This window comes from Yersinia aldovae 670-83 (assembly GCF_000834395.1).
In the GTDB taxonomy this organism is placed as follows: domain Bacteria; phylum Pseudomonadota; class Gammaproteobacteria; order Enterobacterales; family Enterobacteriaceae; genus Yersinia; species Yersinia aldovae.
Genome location: NZ_CP009781.1, coordinates 1,569,151 through 1,592,119 on the forward strand (window position 1 = coordinate 1,569,151; position 22,969 = coordinate 1,592,119).

The window sequence follows — 22,969 nt, forward strand, 5'->3', positions numbered from 1 at the left end:
AGCTATCACAGCGATTGGTATTTATCCCTTTATTCATAGCGATTAAATACCTATGCTGTGCCGATACTTTTAAGACAACTGGTTAATCCATCCCTATTAACAGGAGTAATTTATGGTTCTGGTAACTCGTCAAGCCCCTGATTTTACAGCAGCTGCTGTTCTTGGTAGCGGCGAAATCGTTGAAAACTTCAACCTGAAAAAACACCTGAACGGTCGCCCAGCCGTCCTGTTCTTCTGGCCAATGGACTTCACTTTCGTTTGTCCTTCAGAGTTGATCGCTTTCGACCACCGTTACGAAGAATTCCAGAAACGTGGCGTTGAAGTTGTTGGTGTTTCTTTCGACTCCGAGTTTGTACATAACGCCTGGCGTAAAACCCCGGTTGATAATGGCGGTATTGGTGAAGTTAGATACCCAATGGTTGCTGATATCAAACGTGAAATTCAGAAAGCCTACGGCATTGAACACCCAGAAGCTGGCGTTGCATTGCGCGGTTCATTCCTGATCGACAAAAATGGTATTGTTCGCAGCCAAATCGTTAACGACCTGCCAATCGGCCGTAACATCGACGAAATGATCCGTACTGTTGATGCACTGCAATTCCACGAAGAACACGGCGAAGTTTGCCCTGCTCAGTGGGAAAAAGGCAAAGCAGGTATGGGCGCATCTCCAGATGGCGTCGCTAAATACCTGTCTGAAAACGCCTCTAAACTGTAATAACAGTTTATGCCACCCCTGATTTATTCGGGGGTATCAAGCCAGTCAGTTCACGCTGACTGGCTTTTTTTATTTTGTAAAATTTGCAAATGGGTGCTTGAAAACTGCTACCTGACAACGAAAGACGGGGATTGCTCCCCGCCCGATTGCCTTACCGTTCAGATTCGTAAGCTAAAATGGCCGCAACCTCTTTGTTTCCATCTTTTAAGCGTAATTCACACAGTGACTTATGCGTAATCAATGTAAATGCCAGTACTGTTATACAAACAATTAATAGGCATAGAACAAACGTTTTTTGTGGCATATTCAGCCTCCTTGCCTTGCCTTTCGGCGGGTATAAGGCTACCGTAACGTTGTCTGGCGTTACAGAGAGCCTCGTATTGATTAATTTTAATACGGGGCTTTTCTCTGCCTGCTTTCAGCCGAACATAAGCACTTAAAGCAGACAGCCTCAAGCACCCGCCGCAGAGTCTATATAATAATCTTTTCGATTCCCAGCTTATGCAATTTAGGAATATTTACTTATTTTCAATAAGTTATTTCTATTTATCTTCACTCCACTCAAACAAAACATACCTCCCTGTCTGGCAACAACTGACTTCTTTTCCTTGCGCTGCCAATTAATTAGCAAACATAAACATTAATTCTGCTATTAATTATTACTGATGTGTATTCTGCACATTTCATAAGCAGCAATTTTAAGCTGCCAAACAAAAATGATCAGGTAATCCCTGGCGAGCAGGAAATAACAGGAGTCAGAATGTTTTTTAAAAAATGGAACAAACCTATCACTGTATTGGCCTTACTGGTCAGCGGCACACTTCATGCCGCCTCTACACCCGCAGTAGAAGCAAAAAATGGCATGGTAGTCACCTCACAGTACCTCGCTTCACAAGTGGGGACTGACATCTTAAAAATGGGCGGAAATGCAGTGGATGCTGCCGTCGCGGTGGGATACGCGCAAGCCGTGGTGAACCCATGTTGTGGCAATATCGGCGGCGGCGGCTTTATGACCATTCATCTTGCCGATGGAACCGACACATTTATAAACTTCCGTGAAACCGCGCCAGCCGCAGCCAGTGCTGATATGTATCTGGATAAAGAGGGCAAAGTCACCAAAGATGCCAGTTTGTATGGCTATCTGGCCGCCGGCGTCCCCGGAACAGTGCTGGGTATGGACAGCGCACAAAAGAAATACGGCAAATTAACTCGCCAACAAGTGATGGCTCCGGCAATCAAACTGGCACGGGAAGGCTTTGTGTTAACTCGTGCTGACACGGATATTCTTGACACAACAGTTAAACGTTTCCGTCAAGATCCTGAATCTGCTCGTATTTTCCTGCGTAAAAACGGCGAAGCTCTGCAACCGGGGGATCGCCTGGTTCAAACAGATTTGGCTGATACCTTGACTGCAATATCTGAAGAAGGGCCAGATGCTTTCTATCAGGGCAAAATACCACAAGCCGTTGAAGCAGCAGCTAAAAAAGGCGGCGGTATTTTGACCGCTGCTGATTTTGCCAATTATAAAATAACTGAAACTGCACCGATCACCTGTAGTTATCGTGGCTATAAATTCGTTTCATCACCACCGCCCAGCTCAGGCGGGGTGACATTATGTGAAACGCTAAATGTTTTGGAAGGATATGACCTGAAAAGCATGGGTTTCAACTCTGCGGCTTATATCCATACCCTGACCGAAGCCATGCGCCATGCCTATATGGATCGCAACACCTTCCTCGGCGATCCTGAATTTGTTAAGAATCCGATTGACCGCCTTTTGAGTAAAAGCTACGCCGCCGATATCCGTAAACAAATTGTCGCGAACCAGGCGACCCCCTCGGTAGAAGTACAACCGGGTATGCAACCCCATGAAAAACCTGAAACAACCCATTATTCCATTGTCGACCATGAGGGTAATGCGGTTTCGACCACTTATACCGTTAATGGCCGCTTTGGTGCGGTGGTCATCGCGCCCGGCACCGGTTTCTTCCTGAATGATGAAATGGACGATTTCACCGTCAAAGTGGGTGAACAGAATCTGTATGGTTTAGTGCAAGGTGCAACCAACTCCATTGCCCCCGGTAAGCGCCCACTATCGTCTATGAGCCCGACATTGGTGACCAAAGACGGTAAGACATTTATGGTGTTAGGCTCTCCGGGTGGTTCACGCATTATCACTATTACCCTGCAAACTGCTCTGAATGTGATTGACCACGGTATGGCTCCGCAAGAGGCGGTAGATGCACCACGGATTCATCATCAATGGTTACCGGATGAGGTTTATTACGAACAGCGCGGTGTTTCGGCTGATAGCCTTAACCTTTTGACAAAAATGGGATACAAAATGGTTGAACAGAATCCGTGGGGCGCGGCTGAATTGATTCTGGTCGGTCTGGCGGGTATCGAAGGTGTTAGCCCAGCTAATTCGGGTAATGATTCTGCTGTCTCAGGGAAAGTACGAGAGGGCTACTTGTACGGTGCTAATGATGTTCGCCGCCCGGCAGGGGCCGCCGTCGGTTATTAATAATGTAAAATGATAAATCCCCCATCAAGGTATCGATAGGGGATATTTATCAGGATAAGTCATATCACCACGGCAATGAATGGCCTTGATAATCGATGAAAGCGTGCCCACCCTTGCCTGATACATGTTCGATTTGATCTACCACCCCTTTCACACTGGTCGCGATTGTCAGCGGTGCAGCATCGCCGCCCATATCCGTTTTCACCCAACCTGGATGAAGGGATAATATAGTCAATGTCGGGTCAGCCACTTCAGCGACCAGATTGCGCGTCATCATGTTCAGTGCGGCTTTACTGGCTGAATATAACGGTTTATGGCCGGAAGTATTATGGCCCAAGCTGCCCAGTTGAGAAGACATAAAAGCCAGCACGCTGTGAGCCAGATTTCGTTGCCCCAACAAGCGCTGGGCGATACGAATTGGCGAAATCGCATTCGTTTGGAACAATTCGAGGATCTCTTGCGGCGTGGCATCAACAGCAGATTGATGCTCAGGGCCGGAAATACCCGCATTAACAAATATCAGGTCAAATTTTTCATCTTTAATTTGCGGCAAGAACTGCTCGATACTTTCTGATTGATTAATATCCAATGTTAACCAATGAGCAGCATGTGCTCCGCTCTCTTTCGCCGCACCGCGGGTTGTCGCAGTGACCGCCCAGCCACGGCGACTAAGCTCATCAACCAGCCCGAGGCCCAAGCCCCGTGAAGCGCCGATAATCAATGCCTTTCTTTTAATGGTATTCATGTGTTCTTTCCTTCGCTGAGTTTGCCGGTTAACCAGTGGTCTATCATATATATACAGTATCTCAACAAAAGAAAAAGCAGCACCTGGCTGCTTTTAATCTCTATCGGGTAACTATTTAGTTAGCGCTCACCAACGCCACGCCATAGCGTCACACTTTCACCCAACAATTGTAGATTGGCTCCCACTTCAGTGACATTCAACGCGGATTTACCCTCCAGGCAGCGCCACTGAGTAACATTGAGTAAAGGGGATGAGGGCAGTTGGATATCAGCATCACTGTTACGTTGCAGTGCCACCAGTACCCGCTCACGCTGATAACTGCGTATAAACACCAGAGAGTCGCCATCAGCATGGATCACCTGACAACCGCCACGCCTGAGCGCCAGGCTCTTATGGCGCAAAGCCGCCATACGCTGACACAGTTTTAGCAGGTTGTTATCCCACTGTGACTCATCCCACGGGAACGGCTTGCGACAAAAGGGATCATTGCCACCATCCAGGCCGATTTCATCGCCATAGAATAAACAAGGCACGCCAATCCAGCTAAACAACCACACCAACGCCATCGCCATACGCGCTTTATCATTATTTAGTAGCGTTATAAATCGGGCGGTATCATGGCTGTCCAACTGATTAAATAGTCTAAGCTGCTGATTATGAGGCAGCCCAGCGCGGTATTCATCCATCCAGTAAGCACAATCCTTAGCCGTCAGTTTTATCGGATGATAAGCCACGTCAAGACCGGCTAGAAAGCCACGAACGGGCAGCGCAAATCCCATATAATTCATTGCCGAATCTTCTACCCCGGCATGTAACCAATGACGCGCATCACCAAAGTGTTCACCCAGAATATAGGCTTGTGGGTTCTCTTGTTTGGCGGCCTGATAGATACCCGCCAAATGGCGTAAATTACCTTTCGCACCGCCCTCTTCGCCCAGCATATGCACCACGTCCAGTCGCCAACCATCAATACTGTAAGGGGGCCGCAACCAATACCTTACGACGCTATCATCACTGCGATAAATTTTATTCACCACATCTTGATGGGCAAAATTGAGTTTGGGTAAACTCGCATTCCCTTTCCAATTCAGCGCCCGCCCATCCGGGAAGAAATTAAACCAGCCGCGATACGGCGAGTCCTCATGATGACAAGCCCCATTTTCACCTTGCTGATGGCGGTCAAACCAATGATGCGAGTCACCGGTATGATTAAATACACCATCAAGTATCAGCTTTATTCCTGCATCCTGAGTCGCCGCGCGTAATTGCAGAAAAGCACGCTCACCGCCAAGGTAGGGATCAACCTGATAATAATCTTGTGTGTCATACTTATGCACACTGGGGGCGGTAAAAATGGGGTTAAGATACAGCGCTGTAACACCAAGCTGTTGCAAATAAGGGATTTTTTGGCTGATGCCGGTCAGGTCACCACCATAGAATGTTGAAGCCGCATTCACATCATCCAGTGGGTATTGCCACTCACGGCGGGCAACCGCATGACCCGCAGCATGATGAAAATAGCTGCCATCTTGCACACCATGTTCACCCAGACTCGAGGCAAAACGATCGGGGAAAATTTGATAAAAAATCTGATCGGCAACCCAATCAGGCCCACGGTCTGGGAACGCTAACGCAAACTGTGCCAACTGTGCGGGTGGAACGACCGAAAATCCTAACGGGCCAAACCACTGCTGATTATCATCCCATAACAGTTTGAAACAGTAGCGCCGAGTAGGCTGGCCTTCGTGTAACGGCAACGTTGCGCGATAACGCCAAAAGCCATGATGCAGCTCGCCTTTCATGGTGAGCAACCACTCTTCATTATCTGGCTCACAGCGTAAAAACACCTGTGTGGGTAATGTATCGCTCTGCAACGCTTCGCCATGCAGCCATAAAGTAATATGGAATGTGTCACCGCGCTGACGGACAAACGGCGGGACGGGAAGATGCCAACCACTAAGCATAGAACTCTCCTGCTTTAACCCAAACGATTGCTGTTAAGGCTATCTGGTGCAGACATTAACGCCGCGACACATTCACCTGTATAAATAAACCGGTATCAACAATGCCATGTTGTGCAGAAAACCCCCTCATCTATTAGCATAAATATCAGGGATGAGAACGGGGGCGGAGAGGATTATTGAATGACTAAATGAAAGAGACAAAAAAGCCGGGATATTTCCCGGCTCAAACCGCTGACAGAATCAACTGAAGAGGAATCGTGCTACATGAGCCACTGGCGTGCTCTTCAACACGGTAACCCCTCACTCACTGAGCTATCAGCGGCGTTGTTATTAATATTTTACTCTGCTTCTTTCACTGCTACTGCCTGTTTCTTCTGATGGCTGACCTTGAAGTAGTATCCCACCAATAGCAGCACAATCCACACTAACCCGACATACAGCGAAACCCGCGTCGTTGGGAACCAACCAATCAGGCCAATGATGAATACCAGGAAAATGATTGCCAGCACTGAGGTTAATGTCCCACCTCGCAGCGGGAAGTCCAGCGCTTTAATTTGATCTTCGCTCAACGAACGGCGGAAACCAATCTGAGAGCACAAGATCATGATCCAGACCCACACCGTGGCAAATGTGGCCAGTGATGCAATCACCAGGAAGACATTTTCTGGCATGATGTAGTTCAGATAAACCGCAATCAGCATGGCAAACATCATCACCAACACCGTGACCCACGGCACACCACGTTTGGAAATCGCACCAAACACTTTCGGCGCATGGCCCTGTTCTACCATCCCATTCAACATGCGGCCAACGCCAAACACATCACTGTTAATTGCAGATAACGAAGCGGTAATCACCACAAAATTCAGAATACCGGCCGCAACGGTTATCCCCATATGTTGGAACGTTAAGACGAACGGGCTACCATTAGTCCCCACCTGATTCCACGGGTAGATAGACATAATGACGAACAGTGTACCGACATAAAACACCAGAATACGCCACGGTACAGAGTTAATCGCTTTCGGAATGGATTCTTTCGGATTTTCAGCTTCACCGGCCGTAATACCGATGATTTCAATCCCGCCATAAGCGAACATCACCAGTTGTAATGACAACATCATGCCAACAAAACCATTACTGAAGAAGCCACCGTTAGTCCATAAATTATGAATGCCGGTCGGTTGCCCCCCGTTACCGATACCCCAGACAATAATACCGACCCCGGCCAGAATCATGATGATGATGGTGGCGACTTTAAAGAATGAAAACCAGAATTCCAGTTCCCCGAAGACTTTCACGCTCATCATATTGACTGCGCCAATAATAAGAACAACACTCAGTACCCATACCCAATGAGGAACATCTGGGAACCAGACCCCCATATAGATACCGAATGCGGTCACATCAGCAATAGCGACAATCAATATCTCAAAGCAGTAGGTCCAACCCGTAATATAACCCGCCATTGGCCCAAGATAGTCTTGTGCATATCGTGAAAAAGAGCTGGCCTGCGGGTTATTGACCGACATTTCACCCAAGGCACGCATGATGATAAATGCCACCACGCCACCAATCAGGTACGCCAATAATACACTTGGCCCTGCCATTCTGATTGCATCAGCCGAACCATAGAATAAGCCAGTACCTATTGCCGAACCCAATGCCATAAAACGGATATGGCGCGTTGTCAGGCCACGTTTAAGCTTATTTTTGACTGGTAAATCCATGAACATTGCCCCGTCTTTTTTCAGCAAAAAGCCACGGGGGTGAGCCGTGGCTAAGAATACTTCCTGACTGTGTCGTTATTGCTTGGCAGCAATTTCCTGACGACAGCAGATGCGATCGTACAACCCTACGACGACGAATACCAGCAAGGAAGGTGATAACCATGCCAAACCTTGCTCAGCCAGCGGCAGATGCTGAGTCCACGCAGGCAAGAAATGAGCAAGTGTAGAGGCTTTTACCGCATCAAGGATGCCGAATATCAAGCTTATCAACATCACCGGAGCGACGATACGTGACGCGTTACGCCACCAGCGCAGAGTGAAACTCATCAGAACCAGTACGATACAAGGCGGATAAATCGCCGTCAGAACCGGAATCGAAATCTGAATCAGATGACTCAACCCCAAATTCGATACCAGCATTGAGAAGATACCGAGGATAAACACCAACGAGCGGTACGATAGCGGCAAATATTGTGCAAAGAACTCAGCACAGGCACAGGTCAGGCCCACCGCAGTAACCATACACGCGATGAAGATCAATGCTGCCAGAAACACGCTGCCTAAACCACCAAAGGTATGCTGAACGTACGCATGTAATACCACCGCGCCATTTTGCGCCTCTGGCACCAGGCTGCCACTGCTTGAGCCTAATTTAAACAGACTCAGGTAGACCAGTGTCAGACCAATACCGGCAATCAAACCGGCCCAGATGGTATAGCGGGTCAGCAATTGTGAGGATACAACGCCACGAGAACGGGCAGCATTAACAATAACGATACCGAAGACCAATGCCCCCAAGGTATCCATCGTCAGATAACCATTGACGAAACCAGAGGAGAAAGGCACTTGCTGGTAAGCATCGGTGGCCGGAATCAAGGGGCCAGCAGGCCAAATCAACGCCGCGATACCCAAAATTGCCAACGCTAAAATCTTCAGCGGAGCCAGAATATGACCAACCGTATCCAGCAGGCGACCAGGATACAACGAGATACCTATTACCAGCGCGAAATAGACAACGCTATAGATAAACAGGGGTAATGGGCCGTCACCGGTCAGCGGGGCGATACCCACCTCGAAGGACACGGTAGCCGTACGCGGCGTCGCAAACAGTGGGCCAACCGCCAGATAACAGACCGTTGCCAACACCAAACCGGCACTGCGGCCAATGGGGGTGCTCAATGCATCAATACCGCCACCAACGCGGGCTAGCGCGATAACAGTAATGACCGGAAGCCCAACGGCAGTGATCAGAAAGCCAATTGCAGCCCACCAGACATGTTCACCTGATTGCAACCCCACCATTGGCGGGAAAATGATATTGCCCGCGCCAACAAATAAGGCAAAGGTCATAAAACCTAATGCCATAATATCTTTAGATGATAAACGATGACTCATAGTGATGTGTGTTGCCTAGTTAAAATGACCAAAAGAAAAAGTGCTGAGTTGTGGTCTTTCCGACGTGTTCGAAACGATACAAAGCTCTGATAAACGCAAACTCCGGCGGTTAATAGGCAATCTATTTCGACAGTATGCAGTGTTTTTGAAGTTATTTGCAGGTGGAATAGGCCAACAACGGCGCTAAGTAGACCGTTTATAGCGGAGAAAGGCAAGTCAGGATCATAAAAGCAGAGTGATCATCCAGATATTATTGTAAAAGCAGCAAATAATGCCAGATTTAGATAAATACACGCCATATGATTTGTAGCATTTATAGCCAAACATTAACAATTAGCAGCCAATCGGCTCTGACAAACTCCGTCAATTCACACTTGAACTAATCAGTAAAACCCACGGTATTTCTCGTTTGAATCAGCATCTCAGGGGGAAGCGGCAGGTAGCCATCATGGGTAGCCAATCTTTGCCCCTCCGGTGATAACACCCGCTCAAGGAATGCCGCAGTCAATGGCTCCAATGGCTGCCCCGGTGCCTTATTGATATAAATATACAGATAGCGCGACAACGGATAACGCCCCTCTCTGACATTCTCAGCCGTCGGCATCACGAAATCCTGCCCAACGGCGGCCAGAGCTAAGGCTTTCACTCCACTATGGCGAAAGCCCATGCTGGCATAACCGATACCATTTAATGAACCTGCCACGGCTTGCGCCACCGATGAAGAACCCGGCAATTTATTGATATTTTTCATAAAATCGCCATCACACAGTACCCGATGCTTAAAAAAACCATAAGTTCCGGAGGCTGAATTACGGCTATAACGTTGCAACGATCGCTCAGCCCAATCGCCACTTAGACCTAACTCGCCGAAACGCCGAATCGGGCGAGGTTCTCCACAGCGGCGATTCTGAGAGAAAATGGCATCAAGCTGCAATAAAGTCAGTTTATTCAACGGATTATCCTGATGCACAAACACCACCAACGCATCAACCGCCACCGGTACTGCCAACGGCGGGTAGCCATAGCGTTGAATAAAGGCGTTAATCTCACCAGCTTTCATCGGCCTGCTCATCGGCCCGAGTTGAGTTGCCCCTGACGCCAGCGCCGCAGGCGCGGTAGAGGAACCCGCCGCCTGTATTTGTAGATTAACACCAGGATAGTGATGATTGAAATCATCGCCCCACAGGGACATCAGGTTGGCGAGAGTATCAGAACCGACACTGGAGAGGTTGCCTGACAACGTGTTCGCAGCCGAGGCAGGTATGACGTTATCACCTGTCACCACGGGGGGGACTGCCGCCACAGCGTACACTAACGCCGCACAACTAAACCATAATATGGCAGACAATTGCGCCAGTTTTCCCCATTTCATCAGGTTAATGTCCGAGCCTTCTAAGATTTGACTGCATTCTCAGCTAAAACCGACGGAACAATCAACCGGTTCGGTAAGGTAAAAATAAAACGGGTGCCCAAACCGATTTCGCTTATCACGTCCAGCCGCGCGTCATGATGACTCAATGCATGTTTCACAATCGCCAGCCCCAGCCCGCTGCCACCGGTTTGGCGAGATCGCGCCTTATCCACCCGATAGAAGCGCTCAGTCAAGCGTGGGAGATGTTCAGGGCTGATCCCCGGCCCATTATCGCTCACCTGGAATTGCGCGCCTTGAGGGGTTTGCTGCCAGCAGACTTCAATTTTAGTCCCCTCTGGCGTGTGGTTCACCGCATTATAAACCAGATTTGATACGGCACTGCGCAGTTGATCCTCATTACCAAAAACTCTTAGTTGCTCATTGACCCTGAAAGTAATCTCGTGACGACCATTGCTCAATGCCTGCACTTCGTGCTGCAACACTTTCAACATCAAGGGGATATCTACCCGCTCATTCATATCCACATTCGGCGCGGCTTCAATACGCGATAACGTCAGCAACTGCTTCACCAGCCCATCCATCCGCTTGGTCTGCTCCTGCATTGTGCCCAAAGCCTTATCGCGCAACGGCCCTGTCAACGCTTGGTCATGCATCATTTCCAGATAACCTTGCAATACTGTTAATGGCGTGCGCAATTCGTGGCTGACATTAGCAAAGAAATTGCGCCTTGCCCCCTCCAACTGACGCATCTGGGTCACATCGCGGGCCACCATCAGCAATTGCCCTTCGGTATAAGGCATCACCCGGAACTCCACGAAATAACCATTATTCAATTGCAGGGTTAACGGACGGGCGAACTCTTGCTGTTGCAGATATTGGCTAAATTCCGGATAACGCAATAAATTGAGGATATGCTGACCGTTATCCTCTGGCCATCGGAACCCCAGCAGATGTTGAGCCAGGCCGTTACACCAGAAAATATTGCCCTCGATGGTGGTGATAACCACTGCATCCGGCAGTGATTCCGCCCCACTGCGAAAACGCTTGATAAGCAATGCCAGTTCACGCCGACGCCTGCGATTACGCAGTTGCATCTGGTATAAACCATAAAATAGCGGCTCCCAACTCCAGCGGCCAGCAGGCGGGGTCATACTGCGGTCTAACCATAGCCAGTGGGATAATTTGAGTTGGTTATAAAAATTCCAGACCAGTGCTGCGACGACCGAAACTAATAATAGCCACGGCAAATAGCCGATGACAGCACCTAACAAGAGTGCGGGCAAACAAAAAAGAGCCAGCTCTATAGCCAGCATTTTCCATGATAAGCGTTCTAACACAACGAATTCTCCGGCACTGAAAACTCAGTAGCGCGTTGAGAAACGGTATCCGGTTCCCCGGACAGTTTGTACCATTTTATCATGGCCATCAGTTTCAAGCGCCTTACGTAACCGACGAATATGCACGTCAACCGTGCGGTCTTCTACATAAACGTTAGTGCCCCAGACATAATTAAGCAACTGTTCACGGCTGTATACCCGCTCGGGATGAGTCATAAAGAAGTGCAGCAGTTTGAACTCGGTCGGCCCCATATCGAGCGCGTGTTCATTAGACATGACACGATGCGATGAAGGATCAAGACTTAACCCTTGCATTTCAATCACTTCTTCGACTGCCATTGGCGATATTCGACGCATCACAGCTTTAATACGTGCCACCAACTCTTTTGGCGAAAAAGGTTTAGTAATATAGTCATCCGCGCCCACTTCCAGCCCACGCACCCGATCTTCTTCTTCGCCACGGGCGGTCAGCATCATCACTGGTATATCCCGTGTTAATGCTTCACGTTTCATATGTTTAATAAACTGGATACCCGAGCCGCCGGGCAGCATCCAGTCCAACAGCACTAAATCAGGGAAAGGCTCCGACAGGCGCATTACCGCACTGTCATAATCTTCGGCTTCTAACGGTTGGTAACCATTTTGTTCCAACACAAAGCACACCATCTCACGGATAGGTGCTTCATCTTCCACCACCAGTATGCGTCTTGCCATCATCAACCCTGCCAGTATGTTAGTGGTCACTATTTGAGTTCGGAAGCCATTATGCGTCACTTTTGTGACAGATTTATGAAAAATATCACACATCCGCAACCAATAAGCATAGTGATAAGTTTCATGAAATTTGCAAAATTCAGTAGCCAACGTTGCGAGACGTCTCGAAGATTTATCTCATCATATTTTTTTAGCCGCGACATCCTGTTACCAGCGTTTATAATCAGCGCCATTCACTTTGACCGATAACCTGCCATCGCGGGAGATTTATGCGTATTATTCATACCTCTGACTGGCATTTGGGGCAGCATTTTTATACCAAAAGTCGTGCTGCCGAACATCAGGCATTTCTGCACTGGCTCATTGAGCAGATCGAAGAAAATCAGGTAGATGCGCTGATCATTGCCGGCGACATATTTGACACAGGTTCTCCACCCAGCTATGCCCGCGAGCTGTATAACCGCTTTATTGTCAGCCTCCAGCCCACTGGCTGTCAGTTAGTCGTGCTCGGCGGTAATCATGATTCAGTGGCAACATTGAATGAATCGCGCGGTTTGCTTTCATACCTGAATACCACCGTAATCTCCTGTGCCAGCAACCGGTTGGAACAACAAATTATTATTCTAAAAAACAGGCAACAGCAACCGGCAGCCATACTCTGCGCCATTCCGTTCTTGCGGCCTCGTGATTTGGTCACCAGTCAGGCGGGTGAATCCGGTGGGCAAAAGCAACTGGCATTACAAGAAGCCATCGCAAACCACTATCAGGTGCTCTACCAACAGGCCGTGGAACTGCGCACCAAGCTTGGCCTGCCACTGCCCATTATTGCCACAGGCCATCTGACCACCGTCGGCGTCACCACTACTGACTCGGTCCGTGATATCTATATCGGTACATTGGATGCTTTCCCCGCGCAAGCCTTTCCGCCAGCAGATTATATTGCTTTAGGCCATATCCACCGTGCCCAGCAAGTGGCTAAATCTGAGCATATCCGCTATAGCGGCTCACCCATCGCTCTCAGTTTTGATGAGTTAAGCAAAGAGAAAAGTGTTTATCTGGTTGAATTTTCGCAACAAACATTGGCGTCAGTAACCCCACTTTTCATACCACAATTCCAACCCATGCAGCTAATCAAAGGTGACTTAATACAGATAGAGCAGCAACTGGCTGTATTCTCTCATCATCAGGGCTTACCGGTATGGCTGGATATCGAAGTCGCCACACAGGATTATCTCACCGATATTCAACGACGAATTCAGGCATTAGCCGCAGACTTACCTGTTGAAGTGGTGTTACTGCGCCGTAGCAAAGAACAGCGTAATACCAGCATTCAACAACATGAAAAAGAGACACTCAACGAGCTGAGTGTCTCTGATGTCTTTGAACGCAGATTGGCATTGGAGGTGGATCTCGTCGAACCACGCCAACAGAGGATGTGGCAAATGTTCAATCAGGTGGTGAATGACGTTACCTTAGGCAAAGATGCCACAGAGGAGCCATCCGCATGAAGATTTTAAGCCTGCGGCTAAAAAACATTAACTCCCTGCAAGGTGAATGGAAGATTGATTTCACCGTCGAACCGTTTCTCAGTAGCGGTTTGTTCGCCATCACCGGGCCAACAGGAGCGGGTAAGACCACACTGCTGGATGCCATCTGCCTGGCGTTGTATCACCAAACGCCACGTTTGAATGTCACTCCCAGCCAGAATGAACTGATGACACGCCACACCGCTGAGTCACTGGCAGAAGTTGAATTTGAAGTGAAAGGCGTCAGTTATCGTGCCTTCTGGAGCCAGAGGCGCGCTAAAAATAGCCCTGAGGGGAATCTTCAAGCACCTAAAGTCGAACTGGCGTTGTGCGAGAGCGGTAAAATTCTGTCCGATAAAGTGCGCGACAAGCTGGATATGATTGCAGAACTCACTGGCCTGGACTTTGGCCGTTTTACCAAGTCCATGATGCTATCACAGGGGCAGTTTGCAGCATTCCTCAATGCCGATGCCAATGATCGGGCTGAACTACTGGAAGAATTAACCGGTACCGATATTTATGGTCGGCTATCTGAACACGTATTTGAGCAACATAAACAGGCGAAGACCCATCTGGATGCATTGCATCAGCGAGCCAGTGGCATTGAACTGCTCAATGAAGAACAACGTTTAGCTTTGAGCCAAGAAATAGATACCCTCAGCCAACAAGAACAACAGCTCAGTGCAGAGCAACTGGCGTATCAAAATCAAATAAATTGGCTTACTCATTGGCAGCAGCAGCAAAGAAATCTACTGGAATATCAGCAGCAACAGCAACTCATCGAGCAAGAGTATCAACAGCTACTGCCCGAACTGCAACGATTGGCCCGTAGTGAACCGGCAGAAAAATTGCGCCCGTTACTACGCGAGTGCTCAAAAAGCCAGCAGGATCTGCAACAGACACAACTACGCATCACCACATTGACCCAACAGCAGCAGCAACTTCAGACTCGCCTAACCCCCTTGGCTCAGGCACTGGAACACGCTAATACCGCCCGCCAACAACAAGCGGTAAAACAGCATGAGCAAGAAACACTGATCGAACAAAAAGTGGCTCCGCTGGATAACCTTATTGCTCAGCAACAGCACTCACTGGCACAACTTGCCACCCAATTACAGCAATTGCGGGGCAAAGAACAACAAGGTAGACAACAACTTGAACTAAATGAGCAACAACTAAAACAAACTCACCGGCGTCTGCAACAACTGGCTGAGTACAGCCACCAGTATGCCCACCATCAACACTGGGAAAAAAACCTGCCGTTGTGGCGCGAACAGTTCCGCCAATTGCAAATACAGCAACAGCAATCGGTTGAAAGCGAGCAGCAATTACAGCAGCAAGCCATACTACTGAATACACTGCAACAACAAGCCGCAACACTGAATGATCAAGATAAACAGCAGCAAATAGCATTAGCACAGGCGGCCTCGCAAGCAGCCAGCATCCAGCAGCAATTATCCGAATTAGAACAGCAGCAGCCCTCGGCCCAACTGCGCCAGCAACTTGATGAACTCCAACAAAAACGCTCAGTCCGGCAACAATTAGCCTCGTTATCGCCTTTGGCACAGCAAGTACAGGCATTGCATGATAAGCAACAGCAGCAATTAGCCAACCAGCAGCAACAACTAAAACAACTCGAACAACAGCTAGCGGAAAAACGTCAGTTATATAAACAACAAAAACAGCATCTGATGGATCTGGAAACCTTGCTGGAACGCGAGAATCAGATAGTCAGACTGGAAGCGGAAAGAGCCAAACTGCAACCAGGAGAGTCCTGCCCGCTATGTGGCGCGCTGGATCATCCAGCGATTACCGAATATCAGGCAATAAAACCCTCTGAAACAGCCCTGCGCGTTGATAAACAGCGCCAACAAGTTGAACGGCTATCAACCGAAGGCTCGGAACTCAATGCCCAGACACAAAGTTTGCAACAACAGCTCAAACATCTGGAACAAGAATTACAGCACAGCAATCAGCAATTAGCTGATTATCAACAGCGCTGGCAACTTCTGGTGCGCCCATTAGCACTGACATTTGCATTAAATGAACCCGTTGTATTAGCGAATTGGCTGGAACAACAGGAACAATCAGAACAAAACTGCCAACTCAAACTGGCAGAATATGAACGACTCAATCAACAACACCAGCAAGCTAAAGAGCTTCTGACTCAAGCAGAACAACAGCAGCAAAAATATCTGCAACAGTTGGCATTAATTACTCAGCGCCAGCAGGATACCCAACAATCCCACCAACAGTTACTTGCACAGCATCAACGCCAGCAAGATGAATTGGCAAGAATGCGCCAAGATTTCAGTAACGCACTGGTTGCATTATCGCTAGCAATACCTGAAACAGACCAGCAGCAGAATTGGCTGGCACAGCGGGAAGAGGAAAACCAACGTTGGCAGCAGCACCTACAAGAGCAACAGCAGCTTGCTCTGGGGCAAAAAACTCTGGAAACACGGCTTGAGGATGAGCGTCGCCATTTACAAGAATGTATTGACCAGTTATCTGTGCTCATTCAACAACATCAACAAGCTGAAACCCTGTTACAGCAGCAGAATCAGCAACGTCAGGCACTGTTTGGTAGCACCAGCGTTGCCGAAGCACGCCAGTTATTGCGCCAGCAACAGCAACAAATCGAGCTGGCGCAGCAGAATGCAGCCGAAGCCCTGCAACAGGCACAATCTCAACTTAACTTGCTATCGGGTGAACTGGCGGGATTAGAACAACAACATCAACAAAATCAGCAACGCGCAATCACCGCGCAGGCTGAATTACAGCAAGCACTGGCAAGCAGTGAGTTTGACGATGAGGCGGCTTTAACCGCTGCATTACTGAGCGAAGATGAAAGGCAACGTTTGCAGCAATTGAAACAACAATTGGGTGAGCGTCAACAGCAAGCCAATATCCGTCAGCAGCAAGCCAGTGAAGCACTGGAGCAACAGTTACAATCCTGTCCAATCGGAGTCGATCAAACCACTGAATTAGCAGTATTACAGCAGCAATTGGAGCAATTATTGGCACAACTGAAAGCCAATACACTACGGCAAGGCGAATTACGTAACCAGCTAGAAACGGATACAGCTCGCCGCAGCAACCAGCACGCGCTATTTGAGCAAATTGAGCGTAGCCAACAGCAATATGATGACTGGAGTTATCTCAATCAATTAATCGGCTCCAAAGAAGGCGATAAATTCCGCAAATTCGCGCAAGGTTTGACGCTCGACCATCTGGTCTATCTGGCAAATAACCAACTCAGCCGTTTACATGGCCGCTACCAGTTACAGAGAAAAACCAGTGACGCTCTGGAGTTACAAGTGGTGGATACCTGGCAGGCGGATGCAATACGCGATACCCGCACACTTTCCGGTGGGGAAAGTTTTTTGGTCAGCCTGGCACTGGCATTGGCGTTATCTGATTTGGTCAGCCATAAAACCAGTATTGACTCACTATTTCTTGATGAAGGCTTCGGTACTCTGGATGCAGAAACGCTGGATATTGCCTTGGATGCTCTGGATAGTCTGAACGCTTCAGGTAAAACTATCGGGGTTATTAGCCATGTGGAGGCGATGAAAGAGCGAATTCCGGTGCAGATAAAAGTTAAAAAGGTCAACGGATTGGGAGTCAGCCGTTTAGACAGTATTTTTCAGGTGAAGTAGTATGATTTGGGTAAATCGAACAGGGCATTTACCCAAAGTCATTGGCGTTACAGCCAGGCAGCAAACGAGTGCACCCCGATGAGCTTACTCAAGTAAGTGATTCGGGTAAGCGAGAGCTGCTAACGACGCAGTGGCGTCAAGGGCGAAGGGTTGGCCACAACCAGGCTGCACCACGCACCCCACTCGAATCCCCGTGTAATGCTTTGCAAATGGGTGTCTCACACTCACCGCCAAATACCCACGGACGAATTAACTTTGGTAGTGTTTGGTATAAACGATCAACATTGCTCATTCCCCCACCCAGTACGATTACATCCGGATCAAACAGGTTAACGACATGAGCCAGCGACTTGGCAAAGCGCCGCTCATAATTGTGCATTGCTCGTTCAGCAATTACATCGCCCTGCTCAACCAACGCCATGATCTCGTTACCTTTTAGTGGTTTTCCACTCATACGAAAGTAATCCGTGGCAAATCCGGTACCGGACACAAACGTCTCGACACACCCTCTTTTACCGCAATAACAGGATACATCTTGTTGATATTGCTGCTCTTCTTCATCTTGCCACGGTAATGGATTATGCCCCCATTCACCGGCAATACCATTACCACCAGCATGTACCCTCCCATCAATAGCAATACCTGAGCCGCAACCTGTGCCGATAATGGCTGCAAAAACCAGGTGTTTGCCCGCTCCGGCACCGTCTGTAGCCTCGGAAACCGCAAGGCAATTAGCATCATTTGCCAGCCGTACCGGACGAGATAGTAACCCCGACAGATCCTTATCGAACATCTGACCATTCAGCCACACTGAATTGGCATTCTTTACTTTGCCAGTAAAGGGCGAAAGCGTGCCCGGAATTCCAACGCCAACACTGCCCTGCTCACCGGTAGCCGCCTCTGCATCTGCAACTAAAGTAGCAATAGCCTGTAAAGTCTTCTGATAATCATGGCGCGGTGTATCGATCCGTTTGCGGAAAAGCTCCTGCCCGTCATTGGCCAGTGCGATAACCTCTATTTTGGTGCCACCTAGATCTATACCAATGCGCATAGCGCCTCACCTCATTGACAGGATTATTCGTTGTTTCCACTAAGAGCCTTTAGCGCCAACTATTTTCAGCGATGAATCTCCGGTTTACCAAACGCTTTCTGCTGTAAGCGTACTCGGCAGTTAAGCGGTGGTGATAAAAAAATCTCATCTATCCAGTTTGGACAATACCGCGCTGTGGCACAATCTTTGTCGCCTGTTATTTTAAATTTCAACGGGTTTACTGGTATTTCGATGAAAACGAAATCCAATGAAGAACAGGCTTATGCTATTTTTTTCTTATTCTTTTTACTAGGGACACTCGCGCCAATTCGTTATCATGCCGCCCTGCGTTTGATTAACTCGCGCGCTCCAAGCGCGCCCGAGCCAGGGATAACACTATGCTGTGGTTTAAGAATTTGATGGTTTACCGTTTGAGCCGGGAAGTTTCGCTGTCTGCGGATGAAATGGAGAAACAGTTAAGCGCCCTAAGTTTTACGCCGTGTGGCAGTCAGGATATGGCGAAAACCGGTTGGGTATCACCGATGGGTTCACGTAGCGATGCGTTAACTCATACGGTTAATGGCCAAATCGTGATTTGTGCCCGCAAAGAAGAAAAGATCTTACCGTCACCGGTGATTAAGCAAGAGTTGCAGGCAAAAATTGAACGCCTTGAAGGTGAACAACATCGCAAACTGAAAAAAACTGAAAAAGACGCATTGAAAGATGAAGTGCTGCACAGTTTATTGCCGCGTGCATTCAGTCGCTTTAATCAAACCTATCTGTGGATTGATACCGTCAATGACCTGATTATGGTCGATGCCGCCAGTGCTAAACGGGCTGAAGATACGCTAGCATTGCTGCGTAAGAGTGTCGGCTCACTGCCCGTTGTCCCGCTGACCTTAGAAAATCCTATCGAACTGACATTGACCGAGTGGGTGCGTAGCAAAGAGCTGCCTGCTGGCTTTGCGCTGATGGATGAAGCCGAATTAAAAGCGATTCTGGAAGATGGTGGCGTGATCCGCTGCAAAAAACAGGATCTCTTCAGTGATGAAATTGCAGTACATATTGAAGCGGGTAAGCTGGTCACCAAATTAGCACTGGACTGGCAAGAACGCGTTCAGTTGGTGCTGTCTGACGATGGATCGCTCAAGCGCCTTAAATTTGCTGACACCCTGCGCGAGCAAAATGATGATATTGATCGGGAAGATTTTGCCCGGCGTTTTGATGCCGATTTTATCCTGATGACCAGTGAATTGGCCGCCTTGATTAAGAATCTGATTGAAGCATTGGGTGGCGAAGCTCAACGCTAATTTAAGCGCAAAAAACAACATCGCCCTGTCATGATGAGAGGGCGAAATTTTCACTCATACCGGATCATTTAGATAAATATTTACACAAATATGATGATGCTTCCGCAACTTGCAGAGTAAATTCACTGTTCGCCGGAACATAAAATTTTTCACCTGGTGTAAATATTTGCCAATCTGGCGAGCCAGGAATGAGCGCTTTTAAGCTACCGGTAATCACCGTCATCTCTTCCGGTTTCGCTGTACTGAAATTGTACTCGCCCTTTTCCATCACCCCAACGCTAACTGGCCCAATACTGTCACTGTTAAAACCAATAGATTTCACTTTTCCGGTAAAATACTCATTAAATTTCAGCATAGTTTTGCACCCGCGTCTTAATCAAGATTGAGCTTTCATATTAGAGTCACTATAAATGTTCTGTCACTGATTATTATGACGAAATGGGATCATAATCGGGATCGTTGCCAAAGTAGCGGATAAAACGCACGATTTGGCAGCGGATAGTGCTTTTCCCAGCGAATAAAACAGATTGTTGCGATAAAAATGGCATGACCTAAACACCTTCACAACACAGACGAAGGCTCATTGACAGAAACAGAGAGTGGGTTTAGAGGTTACGTAGAATGTATAATGCCAGTGACGCTTCAAAAAGTATGATCATTATTGACCAGAATGCTGGCATAAAATTAGTGTGTTGATGGATAAATAACTTGAAATTTTTCATCGGCCCGCCTTGAATGGCCCTGCCTTAAACGGCATTGGATGAACGCAAAGGATTTACGTTAGAATGATTACGTGGGTGATAATTGTACTCCCCGCATAATTATCAGGCAATCAGATGGGCCGACTATTTACGTCACAGATAAGTTGAATTACAAATAAGTCATATTACAAATCGAACTTACAATCCTCCGGCTATTTCACTACAAAACTACTTCACCGTTTCATTGGCCAAAACTTGCAAAATTAGCTCGATAACATGCTCTGGTGGCAGAGTCGCATCCAATACATGGTGGGCTGCTTCCTGATATAATGCTTCCCGGCTAGCCAATACGTCTCGTATTTCATCAACAATGGGTTTACCGGTCAGGCTTGGCCGCTGAGCATCTTCTGGCTCTTCAGTTAACCGTTCAACCAGCACATTGGCTGATGCACGCAGATAAAGAACCAACCCATGATTACGCATAAATGTACGATTTTCACGCGCCAACACCGCGCCACCACCAGTAGCAACCACCGTTTTAGGCGCTGTTACGGTCTGCAATGCCATACTTTCACGCAGACGAAAACCGTCCCATCCCTCGCGTGCAACCACGTCGGCAACCGTCATTTGCAAACTTTGCTGCATAAACGAATCCGTATCTATAAACCGATATCCCAACGCCTGTGCCAACGCTTTCCCTATCGTTGTCTTACCCGCACCACGCGCACCTACCATGAAGATAGTTTGTGTCATTACTTGAACGTCCTTTCTCATCAACTTCTGAGGATAAATTCTCAACATCAAAAAACCGACCATTATGTTGACCGGCTAAATACAGCGCCACGCTGTAGAGGCAAATCATACCGATAATTAAGAGTAGTGCAAACTTTACGGACATGTAAAAATTACGATACACCCTCAACTGTGGTGTTGTTTTACAACCTGACAGGGGACTGAGATCCATATCAGGTTGATAATATAATCAGAAATCAACACTGGCCCGCAAAATAAATTACCGAGGCTCTCCTACAGCCACCCGCAGATTACCACCACTTGATAGATAATAGGTTTTATCAAACAGGTTTTTCACATTGAGCTGCCATTTCACCCAATAATGATTAACCGGCAATGAGTAAGAAATGAAGGTATCAGCGGCGGTATAATCATCTAAGGTAAAACTATTTCGCCGCCCGAAGTAACGCGCCCTTGCGCCAATCCGTAGGTTATCGCCACTCCGCCAGCCGGTAAAGCCAAGCGTCTGAGTCAAGAATAGCGAAGCACGGTTACGGGCAGCATTAGCCATCTGATTGGCTTTATTCTCGGGATCTTAGCTAACACGCGCATCAATATAAGCATAAGTGGCAATCGCACTCAGATTGCCCGTCAGTTGCCCGGAGACATCTACCTCAACCCCTTGTGAACGCACGCGCCCTGCGGTACGGGTGACAGCCTCACCATCCACCAACTCATTGACCATGACATTTCGTTTGGCGATATCAAATAGCGCCAGCGTCCCCGTCGCCCCATCGGATCATTCCACTTTACTGCTCACTTTCCATGATTGCCCCTGCTCTGGTGGCAATGAGTCTATTTGGGTTGCGATAGATGAATTGGATTTGAAGGATTCACTGTAACTGCCGTACCACGAGATTTCCGGTGTCAGTTTATAAACCACGCCGGTACGCGGAATCAATTTGCTGTCTGAACTGTCGGTATTGGTGACTAAAGACCGCCCTTTACCGGCGAAAATATCAAAATGATCGTAACGTAAACCTGCCAGTGCACCCCATTTATCGGTCAACTCAATTGAGTCCTGCATAAACCAGCCATAACTTTTAAGGTTTTCACGCTGATCACTGTCTTTGGCACTGACTGCGGTTGAAGGCGGCATCAAACCATATATCGGATGATAGATATTAAAGTTCGAGTTCTTTTTGCCCCGAACCATGTCACCGCGATAAGTTCGATTATCTTCAAAATCAAAACCCACCAATATCTGATGACCGACGCCGACTAAACCAAGATCACCCATTAATGTCAACTGCACCGCCTCACAGCATTAGCGGTGACGTCAGCCTGACGGCTTACACTGGATTGAGCGCTAGCACTGAATGCACGCCGTCCTGTTAAGAGCGCTGCTAAACAGACAAAAATCAGTAGACCTTGAAAATATCGCATACATTTCACATAATCATAAATAAGTCGCGTGTGATAATGATTGTTATTTTCAATTGTATTATGTAG

The 22,969-nt window shown here is 48.0% G+C and carries 16 protein-coding genes and 1 pseudogene; 5 read left to right on the plus strand and 12 right to left on the minus strand.

All coding sequences use genetic code 11. The features are described from left to right. The first annotated feature begins 112 nt into the window (after positions 1-112). Positions 113-715, plus strand: coding sequence for a peroxiredoxin C (locus AT01_RS07320; protein ID WP_042546653.1), 603 nt, complete (start codon positions 113-115; stop codon positions 713-715). 151 nt (positions 716-866) lie between these two features. Here AT01_RS07320 and AT01_RS07325 read toward each other — a convergent pair whose 3' ends face one another. Beyond that, entirely contained in the window at positions 867-1,019 is a 153-nt protein-coding gene (locus AT01_RS07325; protein ID WP_004704431.1) for a type I toxin-antitoxin system Hok family toxin, read from the minus strand. A gap of 456 nt (positions 1,020-1,475) precedes the next feature. On the opposite strand from AT01_RS07325, the gene ggt reads away from it, so the two are divergent. Beyond that, complete coding sequence (gene ggt, locus AT01_RS07330; RefSeq protein WP_042546654.1) at positions 1,476-3,239, plus strand: gamma-glutamyltransferase; 1,764 nt, start codon at positions 1,476-1,478, stop codon at positions 3,237-3,239. Positions 3,240-3,303: 64 nt separating this feature from the next. Here the strand turns inward: ggt and AT01_RS07335 are convergent, their stop codons facing one another. From AT01_RS07335 to phoB, 7 genes are all read right to left on the minus strand, one after another. Further along, positions 3,304-3,984: an SDR family oxidoreductase gene (locus tag AT01_RS07335; RefSeq protein WP_042546655.1), complete on the minus strand. Its 681-nt coding sequence runs from the start codon at positions 3,982-3,984 to the stop codon at positions 3,304-3,306. A 119-nt stretch (positions 3,985-4,103) separates the two neighbouring features. After that, positions 4,104-5,948 (minus strand): maltodextrin glucosidase, encoded by a 1,845-nt coding sequence (gene malZ / locus AT01_RS07340; protein WP_042546656.1) that lies wholly within the window; start codon positions 5,946-5,948, stop codon positions 4,104-4,106. A 338-nt stretch (positions 5,949-6,286) separates the two neighbouring features. Then, positions 6,287-7,678, minus strand: coding sequence for a proline-specific permease ProY (gene proY, locus AT01_RS07345; protein WP_042546657.1), 1,392 nt, complete (start codon positions 7,676-7,678; stop codon positions 6,287-6,289). Between the two features lie 75 nt (positions 7,679-7,753). Next, positions 7,754-9,073 carry a branched-chain amino acid transport system II carrier protein gene (gene brnQ / locus AT01_RS07350; RefSeq protein ID WP_004704436.1) on the minus strand — a complete coding sequence of 440 codons (1,320 nt, stop codon included), beginning with the start codon at positions 9,071-9,073 and terminating at the stop codon, positions 7,754-7,756. A gap of 379 nt (positions 9,074-9,452) precedes the next feature. Next, positions 9,453-10,445 carry a PstS family phosphate ABC transporter substrate-binding protein gene (locus AT01_RS07355; protein ID WP_042546658.1) on the minus strand — a complete coding sequence of 331 codons (993 nt, stop codon included), beginning with the start codon at positions 10,443-10,445 and terminating at the stop codon, positions 9,453-9,455. 20 nt (positions 10,446-10,465) lie between these two features. Beyond that, the gene (phoR, locus tag AT01_RS07360) at positions 10,466-11,782 is read right to left on the minus strand and encodes a phosphate regulon sensor histidine kinase PhoR (RefSeq protein WP_042546659.1); all 1,317 of its coding nucleotides are present in this window, start codon (positions 11,780-11,782) and stop codon (positions 10,466-10,468) included. A gap of 24 nt (positions 11,783-11,806) precedes the next feature. Continuing rightward, on the minus strand, positions 11,807-12,496 hold the full coding sequence (gene phoB, locus AT01_RS07365; RefSeq protein ID WP_042546660.1) for a phosphate response regulator transcription factor PhoB: 690 nt from the start codon (positions 12,494-12,496) through the stop codon (positions 11,807-11,809). Positions 12,497-12,765: 269 nt separating this feature from the next. Between phoB and sbcD the strand changes: the two genes are divergently transcribed. After that, positions 12,766-14,004 (plus strand): exonuclease subunit SbcD, encoded by a 1,239-nt coding sequence (sbcD, locus tag AT01_RS07370; protein ID WP_042546661.1) that lies wholly within the window; start codon positions 12,766-12,768, stop codon positions 14,002-14,004. After that, entirely contained in the window at positions 14,001-17,684 is a 3,684-nt protein-coding gene (locus tag AT01_RS07375) for an AAA family ATPase (protein ID WP_042546662.1), read from the plus strand. The genes sbcD and AT01_RS07375 overlap by 4 nt, the downstream gene beginning before the upstream one ends. Positions 17,685-17,820: 136 nt before the next feature. Here the strand turns inward: AT01_RS07375 and mak are convergent, their stop codons facing one another. Beyond that, positions 17,821-18,735, minus strand: coding sequence for a fructokinase (mak, locus tag AT01_RS07380; protein ID WP_042546663.1), 915 nt, complete (start codon positions 18,733-18,735; stop codon positions 17,821-17,823). A 377-nt stretch (positions 18,736-19,112) separates the two neighbouring features. Here mak and rdgC point away from each other — a divergent pair, with 377 nt between their 5' ends. Then, the gene (gene rdgC, locus AT01_RS07385) at positions 19,113-20,024 is read left to right on the plus strand and encodes a recombination-associated protein RdgC (protein ID WP_042546664.1); all 912 of its coding nucleotides are present in this window, start codon (positions 19,113-19,115) and stop codon (positions 20,022-20,024) included. Between the two features lie 64 nt (positions 20,025-20,088). On the opposite strand, the gene ppnP is transcribed toward rdgC, so the two are convergent. The 3 genes and pseudogenes from ppnP to AT01_RS07400 form a co-directional block, all read right to left on the minus strand. After that, positions 20,089-20,379: a pyrimidine/purine nucleoside phosphorylase gene (gene ppnP / locus AT01_RS07390; RefSeq protein WP_042546665.1), complete on the minus strand. Its 291-nt coding sequence runs from the start codon at positions 20,377-20,379 to the stop codon at positions 20,089-20,091. Between the two features lie 574 nt (positions 20,380-20,953). Continuing rightward, positions 20,954-21,478 (minus strand): shikimate kinase AroL, encoded by a 525-nt coding sequence (gene aroL / locus AT01_RS07395; RefSeq protein WP_042546666.1) that lies wholly within the window; start codon positions 21,476-21,478, stop codon positions 20,954-20,956. A 259-nt stretch (positions 21,479-21,737) separates the two neighbouring features. Next, positions 21,738-22,813: pseudogene (locus tag AT01_RS07400) on the minus strand (TonB-dependent siderophore receptor); the annotation flags it as partial. Positions 22,814-22,969: the final 156 nt, after the last annotated feature.